At 73.5% G+C, this 20,671-nt stretch carries 18 protein-coding genes and 1 riboswitch; of the genes, 6 read left to right on the plus strand and 12 right to left on the minus strand.

Annotated elements, in window-relative coordinates; translation table 11 throughout:
* Nucleotides 1–188 precede the first annotated feature (188 nt).
* From ABD329_RS32755 to ABD329_RS32775, 5 genes are all read right to left on the minus strand, one after another.
* The gene (locus tag ABD329_RS32755) at nt 189–800 is read right to left on the minus strand and encodes an SCO2322 family protein (protein ID WP_198278938.1); all 612 of its coding nucleotides are present in this window, start codon (nt 798–800) and stop codon (nt 189–191) included.
* A 551-nt stretch (nt 801–1,351) separates the two neighbouring features.
* Entirely contained in the window at nt 1,352–2,653 is a 1,302-nt protein-coding gene (locus ABD329_RS32760; RefSeq protein ID WP_198278935.1) for an SCO2321 family membrane protein, read from the minus strand.
* A gap of 173 nt (nt 2,654–2,826) precedes the next feature.
* A riboswitch (cobalamin riboswitch) is annotated at nt 2,827–2,901 on the minus strand.
* 31 nt (nt 2,902–2,932) lie between these two features.
* Complete coding sequence (locus ABD329_RS32765; protein ID WP_198278934.1) at nt 2,933–3,499, minus strand: GNAT family N-acetyltransferase; 567 nt, start codon at nt 3,497–3,499, stop codon at nt 2,933–2,935.
* A gap of 65 nt (nt 3,500–3,564) precedes the next feature.
* Complete coding sequence (locus ABD329_RS32770; protein WP_309142801.1) at nt 3,565–5,082, minus strand: cytochrome P450; 1,518 nt, start codon at nt 5,080–5,082, stop codon at nt 3,565–3,567.
* A gap of 103 nt (nt 5,083–5,185) precedes the next feature.
* The gene (locus ABD329_RS32775; RefSeq protein WP_198278933.1) at nt 5,186–6,238 is read right to left on the minus strand and encodes a Strvi_7410 family MBL fold metallo-hydrolase; all 1,053 of its coding nucleotides are present in this window, start codon (nt 6,236–6,238) and stop codon (nt 5,186–5,188) included.
* Nucleotides 6,239–6,368: 130 nt separating this feature from the next.
* On the opposite strand from ABD329_RS32775, the gene ABD329_RS32780 reads away from it, so the two are divergent.
* Nucleotides 6,369–7,835, plus strand: coding sequence for an aldehyde dehydrogenase (locus ABD329_RS32780; protein ID WP_198278932.1), 1,467 nt, complete (start codon nt 6,369–6,371; stop codon nt 7,833–7,835).
* The gene (locus ABD329_RS32785; RefSeq protein ID WP_037947116.1) at nt 7,835–8,068 is read left to right on the plus strand and encodes a ferredoxin; all 234 of its coding nucleotides are present in this window, start codon (nt 7,835–7,837) and stop codon (nt 8,066–8,068) included. The genes ABD329_RS32780 and ABD329_RS32785 overlap by 1 nt, the downstream gene beginning before the upstream one ends.
* Nucleotides 8,069–8,115: 47 nt before the next feature.
* Here ABD329_RS32785 and ABD329_RS32790 read toward each other — a convergent pair whose 3' ends face one another.
* Together ABD329_RS32790 and ABD329_RS32795 are read right to left on the minus strand one after the other, a co-directional pair.
* Nucleotides 8,116–8,736: a response regulator transcription factor gene (locus tag ABD329_RS32790; RefSeq protein WP_198278931.1), complete on the minus strand. Its 621-nt coding sequence runs from the start codon at nt 8,734–8,736 to the stop codon at nt 8,116–8,118.
* Nucleotides 8,737–8,987: 251 nt separating this feature from the next.
* A complete protein-coding gene (locus tag ABD329_RS32795) occupies nt 8,988–9,602 on the minus strand; it encodes a TetR family transcriptional regulator (protein WP_198278930.1) in 615 nt (204 codons plus the stop codon).
* Between the two features lie 391 nt (nt 9,603–9,993).
* On the opposite strand from ABD329_RS32795, the gene ABD329_RS32800 reads away from it, so the two are divergent.
* The 3 genes from ABD329_RS32800 to ABD329_RS32810 all read left to right on the plus strand — a co-directional run bounded on the left by ABD329_RS32800 (nt 9,994) and on the right by ABD329_RS32810 (nt 13,267).
* Complete coding sequence (locus ABD329_RS32800) at nt 9,994–11,334, plus strand: glycosyltransferase family 4 protein (RefSeq protein WP_198278929.1); 1,341 nt, start codon at nt 9,994–9,996, stop codon at nt 11,332–11,334.
* Nucleotides 11,335–11,435: 101 nt separating this feature from the next.
* Complete coding sequence (locus tag ABD329_RS32805) at nt 11,436–12,170, plus strand: class I SAM-dependent methyltransferase (protein WP_198276785.1); 735 nt, start codon at nt 11,436–11,438, stop codon at nt 12,168–12,170.
* The gene (locus ABD329_RS32810; RefSeq protein ID WP_198276786.1) at nt 12,167–13,267 is read left to right on the plus strand and encodes a prenyltransferase/squalene oxidase repeat-containing protein; all 1,101 of its coding nucleotides are present in this window, start codon (nt 12,167–12,169) and stop codon (nt 13,265–13,267) included. The genes ABD329_RS32805 and ABD329_RS32810 overlap by 4 nt, the downstream gene beginning before the upstream one ends.
* A gap of 748 nt (nt 13,268–14,015) precedes the next feature.
* Here the strand turns inward: ABD329_RS32810 and ABD329_RS32815 are convergent.
* From ABD329_RS32815 to ABD329_RS32835, 5 genes are all read right to left on the minus strand, one after another.
* Nucleotides 14,016–14,309: a hypothetical protein gene (locus ABD329_RS32815; RefSeq protein WP_043237004.1), complete on the minus strand. Its 294-nt coding sequence runs from the start codon at nt 14,307–14,309 to the stop codon at nt 14,016–14,018.
* Nucleotides 14,310–14,386: 77 nt separating this feature from the next.
* Nucleotides 14,387–15,400 carry an LLM class F420-dependent oxidoreductase gene (locus ABD329_RS32820; RefSeq protein WP_198278457.1) on the minus strand — a complete coding sequence of 338 codons (1,014 nt, stop codon included), beginning with the start codon at nt 15,398–15,400 and terminating at the stop codon, nt 14,387–14,389.
* Between the two features lie 186 nt (nt 15,401–15,586).
* On the minus strand, nt 15,587–16,426 hold the full coding sequence (locus ABD329_RS32825; RefSeq protein ID WP_198278456.1) for a DUF5336 domain-containing protein: 840 nt from the start codon (nt 16,424–16,426) through the stop codon (nt 15,587–15,589).
* A gap of 162 nt (nt 16,427–16,588) precedes the next feature.
* Complete coding sequence (locus ABD329_RS32830) at nt 16,589–17,515, minus strand: N-acetylmuramoyl-L-alanine amidase (RefSeq protein ID WP_198278455.1); 927 nt, start codon at nt 17,513–17,515, stop codon at nt 16,589–16,591.
* 725 nt (nt 17,516–18,240) lie between these two features.
* Complete coding sequence (locus tag ABD329_RS32835) at nt 18,241–18,921, minus strand: class I SAM-dependent methyltransferase (RefSeq protein ID WP_198282448.1); 681 nt, start codon at nt 18,919–18,921, stop codon at nt 18,241–18,243.
* A 254-nt stretch (nt 18,922–19,175) separates the two neighbouring features.
* On the opposite strand from ABD329_RS32835, the gene ABD329_RS32840 reads away from it, so the two are divergent.
* Nucleotides 19,176–20,630 (plus strand): MFS transporter, encoded by a 1,455-nt coding sequence (locus ABD329_RS32840; RefSeq protein WP_344317312.1) that lies wholly within the window; start codon nt 19,176–19,178, stop codon nt 20,628–20,630.
* Nucleotides 20,631–20,671 lie beyond the last annotated feature (41 nt).

Genomic DNA, 20,671 nt, shown 5'->3' on the forward strand with positions numbered 1-20,671 from the left:
GGCGCCTGTGCCGCGCGGGGTGCCGGCTGGCGGCCGGAAGCGGAATCCGGTGCGGAGTCGGGTGCGGAACCCGGCGCCGAACCGGGTGCGGAACCCGGCGCCGAATCGGGTGCGGAACCCGGCGCCGGGGCGGCGCGGAGCCGTGGCCGGGGCGGTGGTGCGCGGTGGCATGGCGGTCTTCCGTGCGCTCATACGCGGCGGCGGCGCGCCTGCCAGACCGCCGCGGCGCCGAGCAGGACGACGGCGGTGAGCCCGCCGATCAGCCCGGCCGAGGGGCCCGAGCCGCCGTTGTCCGCCTTGCCGCCGTCACCCTTCGGGGCGGCGTGGGCGTCCACGGAGGTGCTCACCTTGTCCCCGCAGCCCGTCTCCGGATAGCCGGAGATGGCGCACAGCAGCGCGGCGGAGTTGTAGCGCAGCGGCTTCGCGACGGCGGCGAGCGCCTCCCCGGCGGACGCGTCCTCGCCGACCCGTGCGCACTCGGCGCGGGGCGCGGGTGGCGTCCGGCGGTCGGGTGCGTCGGTGGCCGTACCGAAGTCGATGACCACCGCGACCCGCTTGGTGCCGTCCGTGGCCGGGGTGTCGGCGCAGACGGCGGCGAAATCGGCCATGCCGCGTGGCCGGGTGGCGTCGTCCGAGTCCTCGCTGACCGCGAAGCGGAAGCCGATCATGTCGCCATCGCCGGGCCGCGCCGAGGAGGGTCCCTGGGCGGCATAGCTCCAGCCGCCGCCGTCCCCGCCCCGCTGCCAGAACGACCAGTAGCGATACCCGTCGGCGGCCTGCGCGGGCGCCGCGCCGAACATCGCGAACAGGGCGACGACGGGCAGCACCAAGGCGACGGCGGCCGACGACGCCCGGACCGCGCGCCCGCACCAGGCGAGAGGCGCACGGGTGCGCGGGGCGGAAGCCGCGTCCGCGCGCGGGGCCTGGGCCGCGCGGGCGGAGGGTGCCGGTGCCGAGGAGGCGTACCGGACCCGTGCCGTGCGGGCGGGCGGTGCCGGTGCCGGTGTCGAGGAGGCGTTCCGGGCCTGGGCCGCGCGGGCGGAGGGTGCCGGTGCCGGTGCCGGTGCCGGTGCCGGTGCCTGTGCCTGTGCCTGTGCCTGTGCCTGTGCCTGTGCCGAGGAGGCGTACCGGACCTGGGCCGCGCGGGCGGAGGGTGCCGGTGCCGGTGCCGAGGAGGCGTACCGGGTCCGTGCCGCGCGGGCGGGCGGTGCTGGTGTCGAGGAGGGGTACCGGGTCCGTGTCGCGCGGGCGGAGAGTGCCGGTGCCGAGGAGGCGTACAGGACCCGTGCCGCGCGAGTGCGCGAGACCGGAGCCGCCTCGGTGCGGACCGGTGTCACATATGTACGCGGGCTCAAAGCTGCCGCCTCTTCCGGCCGCTCAGGAGGAAGCCGATGCCCATGCCGGCGACCGCGCAGACGCCGACCGTCCACCAGACGCCGCCGACCCCGCCGTCGTCGTCCTTCTTCTCCTCGCTCTTGCCGTTCCCGTCCGACTCCGGGCCCTGGGCCGCCGCCTCGGGCTTCGGGCCGGTGGCGTTGAGCTGCTTGACGAGGTCGGCGCCGCCGAAGTCGCGGGGGTTGGCGCCGGCCGCGTGGGCCGCGAGGATCAGTTTGGCGAGGGCGCCCGGGTCGCCCTTGGCCCAGGCCGCCGCGCCGCTGTCCTTGCCCTGGAGCCACTGGAGGGGCTTGCCCGCGGCCGCGCTGTGCTCCCCGGCCGCGAGGGCCACCACCGCGTCGGCCGTGCCGCCGAAGTCGGGCTGGTCCTTGGCGCCGGGCATCGCGGACTTGAGGTGCATATCGGTGTCGGACATGACGCGGGTGAGGTGGGCCAGGGCGGCCTCGGCGGCGTCCTTCGGGGTGTCGGCCCCGTCCGTCCCCTTTCCGCAGCGCAGCGGCTTCGGCTCGGCGCCGCTGTCCTTGCCGACGGTCTCGAAGACGAAGCCCTTGCCCCGCGCGGCCAGCGCCGCGCTCGCCGTGGCCAGCTCGTTGGCGACGGGCTTGCCCTTGGCCGCGGTGTACGCGAACGCGCCGCGCTCCTCCGCCTTCGCCGAGCAGCCCAGTTGCAGGCCGAGCAGTGCGTCGTACGGGGTCTTGCCGCCCTTGCCCGAGGCCCCCTTGCCCGAAGCCCCCTTGCCCGAGGCCGACGCCACCTTCGCCGGGTCCTGGCCGGTGGCGGCGATGGCCCCGATCGCCGCCGCGGTGGAGTTGGCGTCGCTCGGGCCGCCCGGGTTCATGCCCCAGCCGCCGTCCTCGTTCTGGTGGCGCTTCAGCCAGCCGATGCCCTTCTCCACGGTGCCCGAGCGGCCGCCCACCGCGGCCAGCGCCTGGACCGCCGCCGCCGTCGCGTCCGTGAACTCGCCCTTCTTCGGGTCGCACGCCTTGGACGTGTCCGCGCGGTACGCCGCGAAGCCGCCGTCCGCGCAGCCCTGCCCGGTCAGCCAGTCGATGGCCGACTTCGCCGGGGTGACCCCCACCGCGTCCTGGGCGAGCAGCGCCAGCGACTGCCGCCACACCCCGTCGAACTTCGGGTCCTTGGCGCCGTAGAGCCCCTTGGCACGCCCGTCCTGGCCGTCGTCGGCCACGGCGGCGGGCGCGGCGGCCGCGCCCAGTGCGGCGCAGAGGGAAAGAGCCGCCACGCTGCGGCGAATGTTCATGGCTGTGGTGCCTCTCGGTCGGTGGACGGGCGCACGCAGCCGCGCACGGCCGTCCAGCCGCGCCGCACGCGGAACGCTCCGCGGCACGCCTGGCACCCGGCTCAGCTCCGCATACCTCGACGGTGCCGCCACCGGTCGTCCGGCGGCGGGAGCCTGCGTCGTCGCGCCCGCCCGGGTGTTCCGGCTCGTACGCCCCGCGGGGCGCGCTCACGGTTGCGGGTCAGCGCCGGAATCACACCGGCTTCCCCCGATCGGACGCGTATGAAGTTTACGGACAGCTTATCCGCCGACTTGTCGGGCGCCCTCAGCCGCCCACCGCTCACGGTCCCCGGAACGACTGTCGTCCCGGACGACCGCGAGACAGCGCGTCGTCGTGCCGTCCTCCTCCTCGATATCACGGCGGTGCGCGAAGCCGAGCCGGGTGAGCAGGGCCAGCGACGCCTCGTTGGCCGCCATCACCGTGGCGTGCACCTCGCCCAGCCCGAGCGCGCCGAAGCCGTGGCCGACGATCGCCTCGGTCAACTCGGTCCCCAGACCGCGCCCCCACGCCTCCGGCGCCAGCGCGTAGACGATCTCGTGGCCGCCGACGACCTCGGTCGACTTGATCTCGGCGTGGCCGACGTACCGGCCGCCCTCGCGGACGGCCCACACGTCGAACAGCCGCCGGGCGTAGACCTTGGTGAAGATCCGCCCGAACAGCGCCCGGTCCTCGGCCTCCGTGGCGAGCCTTCCGTCCCCCAGCCAGCGGCACACCCGCCGGTCCTGGAACAGCGCGACGAAGGAGTCCTCGTCCTCGGGCCGGTACGGCTCGAGGAGCAGGCGCGCGGTGCGCAGCGTCGGGGTCATGCGCCGCGACGCTACGCGGCCGGGCGCCACCCGGCAATCCGACAACCCAGGCCCGGGAGCTTTCGCTATCCGCGGCGCCACCACTGGGCCAGGGACTTCCACCAGCGGCGCCTGGCCTCGTGCTCGGCGCCGGATTCGGGCTCCGGCCGCGGCTCCGGGGTGGCGGGCGCGGTGTCCGGGGTCTCGCCGGAGCCGTCGGAACCGTCGTCCGGGGCGTCCGCGCGGGCGACGGCGGGCGTCCTGCCCACGGCCCCCGAGATGGCCGCGGTCGCCGCCGCCGCCATCTCGGCAAGTGCCTCATCGGACTTGGCGGCGGTCCGGGGGAAGCGCACCGGCAGCGCGGCCAGGGCCCGGTGGAAGGGGCCGGGCCGCCACTCCAACTCATCGGCGGGAACGGCCAGTTCGATATCGGGCAGGCGGTCGAGCAGCTTCTCGATGGCGACGGAGGCGATCAGCTGGGCCGGGTCCTTCGCGGGGCAGGTGTGCGGGCCCGCGCTCCACGCCAAGTGGGCCCGGTTGCCGCGCCGGTTCGACAGCAGGTACGGGTCGTTGTTGGCGGCCGCCAGGCTGATGACGACGGGGTCGCCCTTGGACAGCCGGTGTCCGTCGACCGTGGTGGCATGGCGCGGGTAGTGGACGCAGAAGTTGGCCAGCGGCGGGTCCTTCCACAGGACCTCGTTGAGCGCGTCCTCGATCAGCATGGTGCCGCCCGCGAGATCGCCCCGGAACCGTTCGTCGGACAGCAGGAGCAACAGCCCGTTGCAGATCAGGTTCTGCTGGGGCTGGGTGCCCGCGCCGACGAGGACGACGATCTGGTGGATCAGCTCCTCGTCGGTGAGCTCGGCGGGGTGGGCGATCAGCCAGGACGTCATGTCCGGGCCCGGGTTCTCCCGCTTGAGGGCGACGAGCTGGAAGAGGGTCTCCGCGAGCAGCGCGTTGGCCTGCTCGGAGTCCGCGGTGACGTCGAAGAGCGCCGAGAGCGCCCGGACCAGCTTGTCGCTCAGCTCGGGCGGGCAGCCGAAGAGCTGGTTGAAGACGAGCAGGGGGAGCCGGGCGGAGTACTCCTTGAGCAGATCGGCCTCGCCCTTGGGGCCGAAGAGGTCGATCAGGAAGTCGGCGCTCCGCTCCACGTAGCGGCGCAGCGCGTGGATGTCCAGGCGGTCGAGGGTGTCGGAGATCGCCGAACGCAGCCGGTGGTGCTCCTCGCCGTCGCTGCACAGCGCGTTCGGCCGGTACATCATCATCGGCACCACGGGGTTGTCCATGGGGATGGTGCCGTCGGTGAGCGCCTGCCAGTGGCGTGCGTCCTTGGAGAAGGTCTCGGGGCCGCGCAGGATGTCCAGCGCGGTCTGATAGCTGGTGACGAGCGAGACGGGGACGCCGGGAGCCAGCTCCACGGGCGCGATCCGCCCGTGTGCCCGCAGACGGGCGTAGGTGGCGGACGGGTTGGCCGCGAACTCGGGGCCGTGCAGCGACTCGAGCCCTTGCCCGGCCGGGGCCTGACCGGAGTGTGCGGGGCAGCCCGGGGGTGGCGTCGGGGCGGCCGTCGGAGTCGGGTCGGAATCGCGGATGGGGCTCGTCACGCATGCTCCTGCTGATACGGCTGTCACGGGGGATGTGCGCGTGTGTGCGCCAGGCCGGGTAAGGCTAGCTTCCGGTTCGTCGGACCGGCACCCCATACGTCACTCAAATCGCTTGGTACATCACCGGATTGCTACCCGGCACCGCTTCCGCCCTGCCCAGCTTCACCAGTCGGCGCAGATGGGCCTCCGCCTCCGAGACCGCGATATTGCGGGAGCCGAAGGGGATCTGCGCCCACGGGCGGTTCCACTCCATGGCCTCGGCCAGCCGCCACGGGGTGAGCGGGGTGGTGAGCAGCGCCAGCAGCCCGGCCAGCCGCTCCTCATGGTGGTCCAGCAGCGCGCGCACCCGCGCCGGGGCGTCGGTGAAGGCGTACTGATGGGCTGGGAGCACCTCGGCCGGGGCGAGCGCGGCGACGCGTTCGAGGGAGTCGAGGTAGTCGCCGAGCGGGTCGGTGACGGTCATGTCGTCGGGGTCCTCGTAGAGCCCGATATGGGGGGTGATCTCGGGGAGCAGATGGTCCCCGGAGAACAGCCGGCCGTGGCCGGGCAGGCCCTCCCCGGCCGCCGGATGGGCCTCTTCGAGGTGGAGGCAGACATGGCCGGGGGTGTGGCCGGGGGTCCAGATGGCTTGCAGCCGGCGGCCCGCCAGATCGAGGAGTTCACCGGGGACGATCTCGCGGTCGGGGAGCGCGGCCCGCTGCCCCGGGAGGTTCGTACGGCCGGAGGCGCGGGTGGCGCGCAGCGGGGCCAGATGCTCCTCGGGCGCCCCGGCCGCGGCCAGCTTCTCCTCCAGATAGTCCAGCCAGCGGGAGGGCTCGGCCTCACGGGTGCGCCGGACGACCTGGGCGTCGGCGGTGTGCATGGCGATCCACGCCCCGGACGCCTCCCGCACCTGGCCGGAGAGCCCGTGGTGGTCGGGGTGGTGATGGGTGACGAGGACGCCGTGCACATCGGTGACGGAGGCGCCGCACGCGGCGAGCCCGGCGGTGAGGGTGTCCCAGGCCGTGGGGTCGTCCCAGCCGGTGTCGATCAGGACGGGGCCGCGATCGGTGTCGAGGAGGTGGACCAGGGTGTGCCCGAGCGGGTTGTCGGGGATCGGGACCGGGATGCTCCACACTCCACCGCCATGGTCGGTCACCCGCGTCACCTGCGCCATCGGCTCCCCCTCTCCTCGACACAAGCATTGCCCACTATAGCTAGAACTGGTATCAGTTCTGATGCCGCGTCAGATATTCGACGTGGTACGTACCCGTACCCCCTCAGTCATCGGCCGGAAGGCATCAGCGATGGACGACCTCATCGAGCACGGGCAGCTCTTCATCGGCGGCGCGCTGGCCGATCCGGCGGGCGAGGACACCATCGAGGTCGTATCGCCGCACACCGAGCGGGTCATCGGCCGGGTGCCGCACGCCTCCCGCGCCGATGTGGACCGGGCGGTCGCGGCGGCGCGGACGGCGTTCGACGAGGGCCCCTGGGCGGGGACGAGCCTGGACGAGCGGATCGCGGTGGTCACCCGGATCAAGGACGCCATCGCCGTACGCCATGAGGAGATCGCCCGGGTCATCAGCGCGCAGAACGGCTCCCCGTACTCCTGGAGCGTCCTCGCCCAGGCGCTCGGCGCGATGATGGTGTGGGACGCGGCCATCACCGTGGCCCGCGACTTCGTCTACGAGGAGCGGCGGGCCGGGGTGCTCGGGCCGCTGCTGGTGCGGCGGGAGCCGGTCGGGGTGGTCGCGGCCGTGGTGCCGTGGAACGTACCGCAGTTCGTGGCGGCCGCGAAGCTGGCGCCCGCGCTGCTCGCGGGGTGTTCGGTGATCCTCAAGCCGTCGCCCGAGACGCCGCTGGACTCCTACATCCTGGCGGAGATCGCGGCCGAGGCGGGGCTGCCCGAGGGGGTGCTGTCGATCCTTCCGGCCGACCGCGAGGTCAGCGAGTACCTGGTCGGCCACCCGGGTGTGGACAAGGTGTCGTTCACCGGCTCGGTCGCGGCCGGCAAGCGGGTGATGGAGGTGGCCTCGCGTCAACTGACCCGGGTCACGCTGGAGCTGGGCGGCAAGTCGGCCGCGGTGATCCTGCCGGACGCGGACCTGGCGGCGGCCGTCGCCGGGATCGTGCCCAACGCCTGGATGAACAACGGACAGGCGTGTGTGGCCCAGACCCGGATCCTCGCGCCGCGCGCCCGCTACGACGAGATCGCCGAACGGTTCGCTGCCGCCGCCTCCGCCCTGGTCGTGGGCGACCCGCTGGATCCGGCCACTCAGGTCGGGCCGCTGGTGGCGCGGCGTCAGCAGCGGCGGTCGCTGGACTACATCGCGCTGGGGCAGCGGGAGGGCGCCAAGGTGCTGACCGGCGGCGGCCGTCCGGAGGCCCAGCGGACCGGCTGGTACGTGGAGCCCACGCTCTTCGGCGACGTCGGCAACGACATGCGGATCGCCCGTGAGGAGATCTTCGGCCCGGTGATCTGTCTGCTGCCGTACGGGGACGAGGAGGAGGCGGCCCGGATCGCCAATGACTCCGAGTACGGACTGTCCGGCTCCGTCTGGACGGCGGACGTCGGGCACGGCATCGACTTCGCACGGCGCGTCCGCACCGGCACCTACTCGGTCAACACCTTCAGCCTCGACATGCTCGGGCCGTTCGGCGGCTACAAGAACTCCGGTCTGGGCAGGGAGTTCGGCCCGGAGGGGTTCTCCGCGTATCTGGAGCACAAGATGATCCACCTGCCCCAGGGCTGGGACGGGGAGCCGAGCTGATGGGGGACCGCTGGCGGATCGAGGTGGACCGCGGCGTGTGCATCGGCTCGGGGATGTGCGTGAGCACCGCCCCCGGCGGCTTCCGGCTCGACGGGGCGCGGCAGTCGCATCCGGTCGAGACGGAGGCCGACGCCTCCGAGGCGGTGCTCGCGGCGGCCGAGGGCTGCCCGGTCGAGGCGATCGCCATCCGGCTGTCGGAAACCGGTGAGCAGGTCTTTCCCCCCGACGAGTAGCTCTCCTGGCCGCCGCCCGCCGGGGCAGCGGCCCTCGTGCCTCGGTTTCAGACCCAGCCCTCGCACTGCGATATCCGTATGGCGTCCACGCGGTTGCGCGCCCCGGTCTTCCGGGTGATCGCGGCCAGGTAGTTGCGGATCGTCCCGGTGGACAGGTGCAGCGTACGGGCGATCTCCGGTATGGAGGCGCCGTCGGCGGCCAGTGACAGCACCCCTAACTCCCGCTCGGTCAGCGGGATCTTGGCCGCCTGGAGGAAGCCATAGCCGAGCGCGTCGTCCACGTACCGCTCCTTCCTCGCCACCTGGCGTATGGCCTCGACCAGCCGTTGCGGCGGTGCGTCCTTGTCCACGTAGCCGAGCGCGCGGGCCTCGTGCGCGCGGCGCAGTGGGCCCGGCCGCTCCGAGTTGACGAGCACCAGCAGTCCGCAGTCCCCGCCCTCCCCAGAGGCGGATGCCACGAACTTCCCCCACTCGCCCTTCCGTGCCGCCTTGTCGGCCGCCGGGCTGTCCGTGTCCACCACGCACACCTGCGGCTGTAGGGAACGGGCTCTGCTACGCGCGTCGCGCCAGGAGCACGCGGCCGCCTCGATGTCTGGTTCGGCCCCTATCACGGATGCCAGGGCCGATCTCAGCAATCCTGACTCGTGTACCAGAAGTAACCGGATCACGAACTTCTCCACCCCCCACGATGCGGTTCTCTCGTCGCGCGCCGTTGTCGCTCTGTCGCGCGCCGTTCATGAATACCGGGATTGGGCAGGGCGTGAACGCGGAATTTGAGCCAATGGGGGGCGCAAGGGCGCACAAACCCCTTCCAGAAGCTCGAAGGGGCGCAGGAATTGGCGTGCGCGCCCCTGTTGTGCCGGCCGTCCGGCGTGCCGTCCGTCCGGCGTGCCGTCCGTCCTGTGTGCCGTCCGCTCGGCTATCGGGCCGGGGTCGGGGCGGTGAGGTCGATCAGACGGCAGACGGTCTCGATGTCGATCTTCACCTGGGCGATCGAGGCACGCCCCGAGAGCCAGGTGATCAGCGCCGAATGCCAGGTGTGCTCGATGACGCGGACCGCCGAGAGCTGCTCGGCCGTCGGGGCCTCGGCCAGGCCCATCGCGTCGAGGATGATCGCGGTGGTGAGCCGGGAGACCGTGTCCACCTCCGGGCTGACCGACCGGTCGGCGAAGGTGAGCGCGCGCACCATCGCGTCGGCCAGGTGGGGTTCGCGCTGGAGCGCCCGGAAGGCGCGCATCAGCGTCTGGGCGACCCGGGCGGCCGGCTCCTCCTCGGTCGGCGGCCGCTTGCGCAGCGTCTCGTGCATGTGCTGGAGCTGATCCTGCATCGTGGCGACCAGCAGATGGACCTTGGAGGGGAAGTAGCGGTAGAGGGTGCCGAGCGCCACCCCGGAGTTCTCCGCGACCTCGCGCATCTGGACCGCGTCGAAGCCGCCTCGGCTGGCCAGCCGGGCGCTGGCGTGCAGGATGCGCCGGCGGCGCGCCTCCTGCCGCTCGGTCAGCTGGAGAGCGGCCGGCTTGACTTCTGCGGTCATCTGTCCCACTTCGAATGTGTTGCGTCTGCGGGTCGGCGACAAGCGGACATCGTGCATGATGGCAGGACCGTCCCGGGCCTGCGAGTCACTGGAACTCGTTCTAGGCTAGCGCGGGTCCTTCGTGAAGCACCCGTGTCCGCGCAGTTGGGGCAGGTTGCTGCCGGGCGGCCTCCGTGGTCGCGCCGGTGAGGGCGCACCCGGTGCACACCCCCGTCGTCAACTTCTCCTCAGGTCCCGGCTACCGAGTGGTAGGGATCACCTGCCCCGGCCCTGGAGCGGTCGTCCGGGGCAGGTATCTTCGTGAGTCCTCAGGGGATGCGTTAGTGAAACTTGTTCTAGATAAACGGAAGCGGATACGCTCCCGCTGAACTGCACCAAGGAGGGGGCGCGAGTGACCGCAGAGGCCGCGCAGGAGACCGGGGCCGACCCGCTTCGAGCAGCACCCCCCACCGCCACCGAGGAACGGCCGCTGCGCATCGCGCTGCTCAGCTACAAGGGGAATCCGTTCTGCGGGGGCCAGGGCGTCTACGTACGCCATCTCTCCCGCGAACTCGCCCGGCTCGGCCACACCGTCGAGGTCATCGGCGCCCAGCCGTATCCGGTGCTCGACGCCGGGGAGGGCGTCACCCTCACCGAGCTGCCCAGCCTGGACCTCTACCGCCAGCCCGATCCGTTCCGCACCCCCCGGCGGGAGGAGTTCCGGGACTGGATCGACGCCCTGGAGGTCTCCACCATGTGGACCGGCGGCTTCCCCGAGCCGCTCACCTTCAGCCTGCGCGCCCGCCGCCATCTGGCGGCGCGCCCCGGCCAGTTCGACGTCGTCCACGACAACCAGACCCTGGGCTACGGGCTGCTGGGCCTGGAGAGGCTCGGCTTCCCGCTGGTGACCACCATCCACCACCCGATCACCGTCGACCGGCAGCTGGAGCTGGACGCCGCCGACGGCTGGAAGCGCCGGTTCTCCGTGCGCCGCTGGTACGGCTTCACCCGGATGCAGAAGCGGGTGGCCCGGCGGCTGCCCTCGGTGCTCACCGTCTCCGGCTCCTCCCGCCGGGAGATCGTGGCGGACCTCGGGGTGCGGCCGGACCGGATCCACGTGGTGCACATCGGCGCGGACACCGGCCTGTTCTCGCCCGATCCCGCCGTCCCGGAGACTCCCGGCCGCATCGTCACCACCTCCAGCGCGGATGTGCCGCTCAAGGGGCTGGTGTATCTGGTCGAGGCACTCGCCAAGGTCCGTACCGAGAACCCAGAGGCGCATCTGGTCGTCGTCGGCAAGCGGCCCCAGGAGGGGCCGGTGGCCGTCGCCATGGCGCGCCACGGGCTCGAGGACGCCGTCGAGTTCGTCAAGGGCATCAGCGACGCCGAACTGGTGGACCTGGTGCGCGGCGCCCAGATCGCCTGTGTGCCCTCGCTGTACGAGGGGTTCTCGCTGCCCGCCGCCGAGGCCATGGCCACCGGCACCCCGCTGGTGGCCACCACCGGTGGCGCGATACCCGAGGTCGCCGGGGCCGACGGCGACACCTGCCTGGCCGTACCGCCCGGCGACGCCGACGCGCTCGCCGCGGCCCTGACCCGGCTGCTGGGCGACGCCGACCTCAGACGGCGGCTGGGCGCGGCGGGCCGGGACCGGGTGCTGCGGCGCTTCACCTGGGAGCAGGCCGCGCGCGGCACCGTGGAGCAGTACCGACAGGCCATCGGCGCCGCCGCGCGGACCGCCGCCCGCCGCTGAGCCGCCGCCTCTCCCACTTCCGACACCTCCCGCCTCCCGACCTCTTCCCGCCTCCCGACCTCTTCCCGCCTCACGAATCCGCCGGACGAAAGCAGACCCCCGTGCTGACCGTCGATTTCTCCCGCTTCCCCCTCGCCCCCGGCGATCGCGTCCTCGATCTGGGCTGTGGCGCCGGACGGCACGCCTTCGAGTGCTACCGGCGCGGCGCCCAGGTCGTGGCGCTCGACCGCAACGGCGAGGAGATACGCGAGGTGGCCAAGTGGTTCGCCGCCATGAAGGAGGCCGGTGAGGCCCCGGCGGGCGCCACCGCCACCGCCATGGAGGGCGACGCCCTCGCCCTGCCCTTCCCCGACGACAGCTTCGACGTCGTCATCATCTCCGAGGTGATGGAGCACATACCCGACGACAAGGGCGTGCTCGCCGAGATGGTGCGGGTGCTCAAGGCCGGCGGCCGGATCGCCGTCACCGTGCCGCGCTACGGCCCGGAGAAGGTCTGCTGGGCGCTCTCGGACGCCTACCACGAGGTCGAGGGCGGCCATATCCGCATCTACCGCGCCGATGAGCTGCTGGAGAGGATGCGCGAGGCCGGGCTGCGGCCCTACGGCACCCACCACGCCCATGCGCTGCACAGCCCCTACTGGTGGCTCAAGTGCGCCTTCGGAGTGGACAACGACAAGGCGCTGCCGGTGCGCGCGTACCACCAGCTGCTGGTGTGGGACATCATGAAGAAGCCGCTGGCCACGCGGCTCGCCGAGCGCGCCCTGAACCCCGTCATCGGCAAGAGCTTCGTGGCGTACGCGACCAAGCCCCACGCCCCGCGTGAGGAGCGGGCGTGACGGCGCTCGGACCGCGCCCCGGCCCCCGCACCGAACGGCTCGCGCTGCCCGGGGTGCTCAGCCCCGAGCAGGTGCTGCGCACGGTCGAGGGCATCGCCGCCGTCCAGCGCGCGGACGGCGCCATACCGTGGTTCCGCGGCCACCACCTCGACCCCTGGGACCACATCGAGTCCGCGATGGCGCTGGACGCGGCGGGCGAGCACGAGCGCGCCACGGCCGCCTACCGCTGGCTGGCCCGGCACCAGAACCCCGACGGCTCCTGGTACGCGGCCTACCCCGACACCCCGGACGGCGTCGCCGCCACCGACCCCACTGACCGCGGCCGGGAGTCCAACTTCTGCGCCTACGTGGCCGTCGGCGCCTGGCACCACTACCTCTCCACGGGCGACGACGCCTTCCTCGATGGCATTTGGCCCACCGTCTTCGCCGCCGTCGAGTTCGTGCTCGGGCTCCAGCAGAGCGGCGGTCAGATCGGCTGGCGGCACCGCGCCGACGGCACCGTGGACTCCGACGCCCTGCTGACCGGCTCCTCCTCCGTCTACCAGGCGCTGCGCTGTGCGCTGGCCATCGCGGAGCACCGCGAGGAGCCCCAGCCCGACTGGGAGCTGTCGGCCGGGCTGCTCGGCCACGCCATACGCCACCACCCCGAGCGGTTCCTGGACAAGCACCGCTACTCGATGGACTGGTACTACCCGGTCCTCGGCGGCGCGGTCACCGGCGCCGCCGCCAAGGAGCGCATCGAGGAGGGCTGGGACCGCTTCGTGGTCCCCGGGCTCGGGGTGCGCTGTGTCTCGCCCAACCCTTGGGTCACCGGCGGCGAGAGCTGCGAACTGGCGCTCGCGCTCTGGGTGATGGGGGAGTCCGACCGCGCGGTGGACATCCTGCGCTGGATCCAGCCGACGCTGCGCGCCGAGGACGGCATGTACTGGACCGGCTACGTGTTCGAGGACGACGCGGTCTGGCCGGAGGAGCGCACGACGTGGACGGCCGGGTCGTTGCTGCTTGCCGTGGCGGCGCTGGGTGGGGACGAGGCGACGACGGCCGTCTTCGGGGGCGAGGGGCTGCCGCGGGGCTTGGACTCGGACTGCTGCGGCTAGTGCCGCATCAGTCAAGGTTTGCCCCGCTCGCCGCCCTGGCACGGCCATCTGCGGCGTTGCCGAACCGACCGAGTAGGCCCACTACGAGGCCGATTCGGCGCCTTGCAGCTGACCGCACCAGGACGCCTCGCTACCGGGCAAACCTTGGCTGACGCGGCACTAGGGAGCGGCTGGCGGTTCGTGCCGCCCGCGGCGGGCTGTTCCCCTACTCGCCCCTTCCCACAACCGGGGCTCCGCCCCAGGCCCCGGAGGTCCGGGTGCGAAGCCCGTGCCACGCGGCGGGCACCCCGTAAGCCGGGTCTGCCGGGTGCTGCGCCTTGGCCGTGACCAGGGGGCCTCGGCGCCTGCGCCGGGCCTTTCCCCGCCCCGCCCCTTCCCGAAACTGGGGCTGAAGCCCCAGGTCCCGAGGTGGTGCCCCACCATGCCGTCGATCGTCCGCGACGCCGTCGTGGCTGATCGCGCGGTTCCCCGCGCCCCTTCGGGGCGCGCACCCGGCCGTGGCCTACGGGTGTCCGGCGGAGCCATCGGCGGACTTTCGCCGATGGCTCCGCCGCGTGGGCGCGACCAGCCACGACGGTGTCGCGGGCGATCGGCGGCAGATCGGGGCACTTCCAGTGGAGCTCGCGGCTCTGGCGCGTGGCAGGGGCTTCGCCCCTTGCGCCCGGGGGCTGGGGCTTCAGCCCCAGTTGTGGGAAGGGGCGGGGAGGGGAACAGCCCGCCGCAGGCGCCACGTACCGTCGGACGCCCGCTAGCCGCGGCGGAGCCGCCCCGCGATGGCGTGGCCGATGAAGAGGTACACCACGGCCGGGAGGCCGTAGTTGAGGACGGTCCGGAGCCAGTCCGTGTCCATCGTGAAGAGGTCATGGGACCAGCTCGCGAGCCAGCTCGCCGCGTCATGGACCACCGTGACGAGGTCGTTGGCGCGATTGGCGTCGAGAAGGGCGAACAGGATCCAGAGGCCGAGGATGACGGCCATGACGTCCGCGACGACCGCCACGACGGTCGCCGCCTGGTTGCTTCCGTGGCGATAACTTCGTGACATGCCTCACGTGTTGCCCGGCGGAGCGAAGCCAAACCAAGCCCGGCCGCACACCCGTACGACGCGGGTCAGCCCGTGCTTCAGCCCGCCAGCTCGGCCAGCACCCGCAGCGTCTCGAGGTCCGGCGCCAGCGCCAGCAGATCCGTGATCGGGCCCTTGCGCCACAACTCCAGCCGCTCCGCGATCCGCTCACGCGGCCCGACCAGCGAGATCTCATCGGCGAAGGCGTCCGGCACGGCCTCGATCGCCTCCCCCCGCCGACCCGCCAGGAACAGCTCCTGCACCCGGCGCGCCTCGGCCTCGTAGCCGAAGCGGGCCATCAGATCGGCGTGGAAGTTCCGGGCCGCGTGGCCCATTCCGCCGATGTAGAAGCCGAGCATCGCCTTGACCGGCTTCAGCCCCTCCGCCACATCGGCGCACACCCGCACCTGTGTCATCGGCGCCACCATGAAGCCGTCCCGGGCCTCGGTCAGCGCCTCCCCGTAGAGCTCCGGCGCGCGCGACGGCGACCAGTACAGCGGCAGCCAGCCGTCGGCGATGCGCACGGTCTGGGCGATGTTCTTGGGCCCCTCCGCGCCGAGCAGCACCGGGAGGCCGGCACGCAGCGGGTGGACGATGGACTTGAGGGGTTTGCCAAGGCCGGTGGCGTCAGGTCCGGCGTAGGGGTGGGGGTGGTAGCGCCCGTCGAGCCGCACCGGCGCCTCGCGGCTCAGCACCTGCCGGATGACCTCGACATACTCCCGGGTTGCCGTCAGCGGGCTCTTGGGGAACGGGCGTCCGTACCAGCCCTCGACCACCTGCGGTCCGGACAGCCCCAGCCCCAGCATCATCCGGCCGCCGGAGAGATGGTCCAGGGTGAGCGCCTGCATGGCGGTGGCGGTGGGGGTGCGGGCGGCCATCTGCGCCACCGCCGTGCCGAGCGCGATCCGGGTGGTGTGGGCGGCGAGCCAGGTGAGCGGGGTGAAGGCGTCCGAACCCCAGGACTCGGCGGTCCACACCGAGTGGTAACCCAGCCGCTCCGCCTCCCGGGCGAGTTCCAGATGGTGGGGGTCGGGGCCGCGGCCCCAGTAGCCGAGCGCCAGACCGAGCCGCATGCTGAGCCCCCTCGTTCCGCCGGACAGGGTGGAGAGCGGCGACTGACGGCGCGTCAGCCGCACACCGGCCGGACTGTACGGGCCGGGGCCGCACATGGCAACGGCCCCCCGCCCGGGCGTATGCGGGCGAGGGGCCGTCGCTGCGTCATGCGACCCGGGTACGCGGGTCAATCGCGCATGTGCGGGTCAGCCGCGCTGGATCCCCGTGGTGTCCTGGAGCACACCGCGGCGGCCGTCCTGCGTCTGGGCGACCAGCGCCTGACCGCGCTGCTCCACCGCGAGGTACCAGGTGCCGGGGGCCAGTTCGGCGATGGTGCTCGACGAACCGTCCTCCGCGTACAGCGGACGGGCCACCGGGACCGCGAACCAGAACGGGGCGAAGTCCCCGCCACCCGCGGCCGGCGGGGTGGGGGCCGGAGCCTGCTGGCCGCCGAAGGACTGGCCGGGCTGCGGCTGGCCGGGCTGGCCCGGCTGCGGGGCGCCGTACGGCGCGGGGGCGCCGGGCTGGGCACCGCCCGGGCCCGGGTAGCCGTACCCCGGCTGCGGGCCCTGGGCGCCGTACGGGGACGGGGCCGGGCCGGAGGCGCTCATCAGCGGGGCCTTGAGAGCCGGGACGCGCTGCGTGAGCAGTGCGACGGCCGCCATCGCCAGGGTGGCGATCAGGCCGAGGATCTGCCCGACGCCCTTGTCGACCCCGTCCGGGCCGCCGATGATCGTCCACAGCGAGCTCCAGGCCGCGAAGACCGCGAGCGCCGAACCCCACTGGTCGAGCGAGAGCCCGAAGAGGTTGCGGCCCGCGGGCTGGAAACGCGCGGAGACGATGAGCGCCGCGGCGATCAGGCCGGCCAGGAAGATCGACGGCAGTACGGGGAAGAAGGCGGACTTCCATCCGTTCACACCGGCGTCCTGGCAGAAGCTGCTGCCGCCGCAGTCGTTGGTGTAGAAGTCGAGGAAGGAGGCGATGAACAGCAACACCGCTGCTCCGATCACCACGCCGTCGCCTCGAGTGAGCGAGCGGATGTTCAACGTGAGGTCCTTTGTCGGTTTCGTCTGTACGAGCGCTGCCGCCAGGCGCGATAGCGCGAAGGCGTCGGGGGTGGGCCCCATCGTACGGGTGAATCCGGCCGCGGAGACCGGGGGTGTCCCATCGGTATCCCGGTCGTGACCTCCCGTTCGGTTGTGGCAGCCCTACTCGTTCAAGAAGTCCGTAATGCCCTGCGCGATACCGCGCGCCGCGCGCTCCCGCCACGCCGAATCGGTCAGTTCGGCGGCGTCCCTCGAGTCGCGCATATTGCCGCACTCGATGAACACCTTGGGAACGGTGGAGAGGTTGAGCCCGCCCAGGTCGCCCCGGACGTCCAACCCGCTGCCGTCGCCGATGTACCGCGCGGGCCCGCTGCCGGTGGCCTTGGCGAAATCGCCGCGCAGCCGCTCTCCGAGCCGCCGGGAGGGCGCGGTGATGGCGGAGGTGTCCGCGCCGCCGCCGCGTACGGACTTGGGCAGGATCACGTGGAAGCCGCGCTCCCCGGCGGCCGCGCCGTCCGCGTGCACGGAGACCGCGGCGTCGGCGTGGGCCTTGTTGCCGATCTCCGCGCGCTCGTCCACGCACGGCCCGTACGGCCGGTCGCCGTCCTGGGTGAACCACACCGTGGCGCCGCGCGCTTCGAGCAGGGTGCGGGCGCGGCGCGCCACGTCGAGGGTGAAGGACGCCTCGGGGTAGCCGGAGTTGGTGGCCGTGCCCGTGGTGTCGCACTCCTTCTTCTCGGTGCCGATGTCCACGAGCCGGGCGATCTGCGAGGGATGGTCGCGGTTGCGCGGATTGTGGCCGGGGTCGATCACCACGACCTTCCCCTTGAGGGGCTTACCGGGCGCTCCGGGCCGTCCGGACTCCCCGGACGGCGCGGGCGGTGAGGCCGCGCCGGACGACGGGGGCGGCGGGGAGGACGTCGAGGAGGTCGTGGGTCCGCTGGCCCCGCCCGCGCCGTCGTCCTTCGAACCGCCCAGGGAACTCCACAGCAGCCAGCCGACGAAGCAGGCGGGTATCAGCGCCACCAGGACGATGGCGAGGGTGCCGCCGCGGCGACCGGGCTCTGGAGGAAAGCTGCCGTAGGACACGCGGGCGATGGTAGCGGCCCGGCCGATGCCCCTCGGGCGCCGGGCGGCGTGCGACCCGGCGGGCCCGGCCGCCCACCCCTCGCCGGTCGAGCAGCCTCGTCCTGGTCGCCGCGTCGTCTCGTCCTGGTCGCCTCGTCCTGGTCGCCTCGTCCGGGTCGCCTCGTCCGGGTCGCCTCGCCGCGCCGCCTCGGCCGGGCGGGCGCCGCGCCTTGTCACCGGGCGTGGCGGCGGCCGGCCTTCCGGCAGGCCCGGGCCGCGCGGGCGCGCTCGCCGCGGATGCGTCAGCGGGGGACGGGGCGCGGATGCGTCAGCGGGGAACGGGGCGTCGGCCGCTGTCTGTCGCCGGGGGCGGGGTGGCGGAGGCGGCGAGCGGGGTCATCATCAGCCCGCTCCCGAGCGACATGATGATCGCGGGGCCCGGGCCCAGGGCTGTCCCCGCATACGTGCCGTCGGAGCGCATTCGGCCGCCAACCGCCACCGGGGCGGGCGGCGGTGGGCCAAGCCGGGCGCCCCGGCCATGTGCTCGCGATCAGGTGGGCAGGGCGGCGGCGCCTCGGGGCCCGGGGCCGGTGGCGCCCGCCCGTCTCTGGGGGCGGGGGCGTCGGGCGCCGCCCGCCCCCAGAGACGGGCGGCCGGACAAGCCGGGAGCCCCGGCCGCGTGCTCGCGATCAGGTGGGCGGGGCGCCGGGTGCCTCGGGCCGCGGGCGCCTCAGGCCCCGGGCGCCTCAGGCCGCGGGGGCGGTGGCGCCCGCCGTGCGGCGCAGGACGCGGAGCGAGCGGGTGGCGGAGACCTCGGTGAACGCACCGGAGGCGAGCGCGCGGCGGTAGATCCGGTACGGCGCCTGGCCGCCGTCGGCCGGGTCGGGGAAGACGTCGTGGATCACCAGCAGCCCGTCCGGCGCGACATGCGGCGCCCAGCCCTCGTAGTCGGCGCTCGCGTGCTCGTCGGTGTGCCCGCCGTCGATGAAGACCAGCCCGACCGGCTTCCCCCACACCGCCGCGACCCGCGGGGACCGCCCGACCATGGCGATGACATGGTCCTCGAGGCCCGCCCGGTGGAGGGTGCGGCGGAACGTGGGCAGCGTGTCCATCCGCCCCACCTCGGGGTCGACCACCTCCGGGTCGTGGTACTCCCAGCCCGGCTGCTGCTCCTCGGAGCCCCGGTGGTGGTCCACGGTCACGGCGACCGTCCCCGCCGCGCGGGCGGCGTCGGCCAGCAGGATCGTGGAGCGCCCGCAGTACGTGCCGACCTCCACCAGCGGCAGCCCCGGCGCCGCCGCCCGCACGGCCGCGGCATACAGGGCGAGCCCCTCGTCCAGCGGCATGAAGCCTTTCGCCGCCTCGAAGGCGTCGAGCACGGTGCGGTCGGGGGCCGCGGGCGCGGCGGCGGCAGCAGACTGAGTCACCCGCTCATCCTGCCGCACCGCCACCGGCCTCCGGCGCCCGGGGCCACGGCCTCGGGCCACGGCCTCGTGACGGGTGCCCACCGGGGAGGTACCAAGCGGGTCAGAGGCCGCCACGACGGCGCCGCCGGTCGGCCGACGACGCATCGCGACACTTCCACACGACACCTCCAGCGGAGCGCCTAGGTCTTGCGCCCTACCCAAATGCGCGGAAACGCCGATGCGTACGACGGGTTCCGGATGCGAGCATCGCCGTCATGTCCACCCCAGCGCCCCTCCCCTCGGAAACCGCGGCCGCCGCCCGGGCCCCGCGCACCTCGCCCCCCATGTGGGCGGTCCTGCTGGCCGCCTGCGCCGGACAGTTCCTGGTGGTGCTCGACATATCGGTGGTGAACGTCGCGCTGCCGTCGATGCGTACGGACCTGGGGCTCGGCGAGACCGCGCTGCAATGGGTGGTCAACGCCTACGCGCTCACCTTCGCCGGGTTCCTGATGCTCGGCGGGCGCGCGGCCGACCTCTTCGGGCGCAAACGGGTCTTCCTCGCCGGGCTGGGGCTGTTCACCGCGGCCAGCCTGGCCGGTGGCGTCGCCCAGCAGCCCTGGCAGCTCATCGCCGCCCGTGCCCTTCAGGGCATCGGCGCGGCCGTGCTCTCCCCGGCCACCCTCACCATTCTCACCACCACCTTCCCGACCGGCTCGGCCCGCAACCGGGCCATCGGCACCTGGACCGCGGTCGGCGCCGGCGGGGGCGCGGCGGGCGCGCTGGTCGGCGGTGTGCTCACCGAGTACCTGTCCTGGCGCTGGGTGCTGCTGGTCAATGTGCCGGTGGGCATCGTGGTGCTGGTGGCCGCGGCGGTGTGGCTGGCCGAGGGCCGCTCCGGGACGGCGCGGCGGCTCGACGCACCGGGCGCGGTGCTGGTCACGGCGGGCGTCGCGGCGCTCGCGTACGGCATCGTGCAGACCGAACCGCACGGCTGGACCGCCGCCGCCTCGCTCGGCCCCCTGCTCGCCGGTCTGGTGCTGCTCGCGGTGTTCCTGGCCGTCGAGGCACGGACCGAGGAGCCGCTGATGCCGCTGCGGCTGTTCCGCGTCCGGGCGGTGTCGGCGGCGAACGCGGTGATGGTGGTGTGCGGCGGCGGCATGTTCGCCATGTGGTACTTCATGACGCTCTACCTCCAGAACGTGCTCCACTACAGCCCGGTCAAGGCCGGTCTCGCCTTCCTCCCGCACAGCCTGTCGATCGTCCTCGGCTCGAAGCTCGCACCCCGGCTGATGGGCCGGGTGGACGGCAAGCTGCTGGCGATCGCGGGCGGTTCGCTGGCCGTCGTCGGCTACGCGTGGCAGAGCCGGATGGGCGCCGACGGCACCTATGTGGGGACGGTCCTGGGCCCCGCGATCATCATGTCGCTCGGGAGCGGGCTGATGATGACCCCGCTCGCCGCCTCCGCCACCTCCGGCGCCACACCCTCCGAGGCGGGGCTGGTGTCCGGGCTGGTCAACACCTCACGGCAGATCGGCGGCGCGCTCGGCCTGACCGTGCTGGCCACGGTCGCGGCCGAGCGGATCACGGCGCACGGCGGGGGCGGACCGGAGGCGCTCGCGGCGGGGTACGGCCGCGCCTTCGTCGTGGCCACCGGGATCATCGCGACGGCGGTGGTGCTGATGGCCGTCCTGCTGCCGCGTACGCCCGCCGTCACCCGCGGTCCCTCGTAACCGGCTCGCCGTCACCCGTGGCTCCCGCCGTCACCCGCGGT

Source organism: Streptomyces javensis (assembly GCF_039525925.1).
Taxonomy (GTDB): Bacteria; Actinomycetota; Actinomycetes; order Streptomycetales; family Streptomycetaceae; genus Streptomyces; species Streptomyces asiaticus.

What these genes read in the sequence shown, in the direction of transcription:
- ABD329_RS32755 (WP_198278938.1), bottom strand. Translation starts at nt 800, where the DNA reads ATGTTCGGCGCGGCGCCCGCGCAGGCCGCCGACGGGTATCGCTACTGG.
- ABD329_RS32760 (WP_198278935.1), bottom strand. Translation starts at nt 2,653, where the DNA reads ATGAACATTCGCCGCAGCGTGGCGGCTCTTTCCCTCTGCGCCGCACTG.
- ABD329_RS32765 (WP_198278934.1), bottom strand. Translation starts at nt 3,499, where the DNA reads ATGACCCCGACGCTGCGCACCGCGCGCCTGCTCCTCGAGCCGTACCGG.
- ABD329_RS32775 (WP_198278933.1), bottom strand. Translation starts at nt 6,238, where the DNA reads ATGGCGCAGGTGACGCGGGTGACCGACCATGGCGGTGGAGTGTGGAGC.
- ABD329_RS32780 (WP_198278932.1), top strand. Translation starts at nt 6,369, where the DNA reads ATGGACGACCTCATCGAGCACGGGCAGCTCTTCATCGGCGGCGCGCTG.
- ABD329_RS32785 (WP_037947116.1), top strand. Translation starts at nt 7,835, where the DNA reads ATGGGGGACCGCTGGCGGATCGAGGTGGACCGCGGCGTGTGCATCGGC.
- ABD329_RS32795 (WP_198278930.1), bottom strand. Translation starts at nt 9,602, where the DNA reads ATGACCGCAGAAGTCAAGCCGGCCGCTCTCCAGCTGACCGAGCGGCAG.
- ABD329_RS32815 (WP_043237004.1), bottom strand. Translation starts at nt 14,309, where the DNA reads ATGTCACGAAGTTATCGCCACGGAAGCAACCAGGCGGCGACCGTCGTG.
- ABD329_RS32820 (WP_198278457.1), bottom strand. Translation starts at nt 15,400, where the DNA reads ATGCGGCTCGGTCTGGCGCTCGGCTACTGGGGCCGCGGCCCCGACCCC.
- ABD329_RS32840 (WP_344317312.1), top strand. Translation starts at nt 19,176, where the DNA reads ATGTCCACCCCAGCGCCCCTCCCCTCGGAAACCGCGGCCGCCGCCCGG.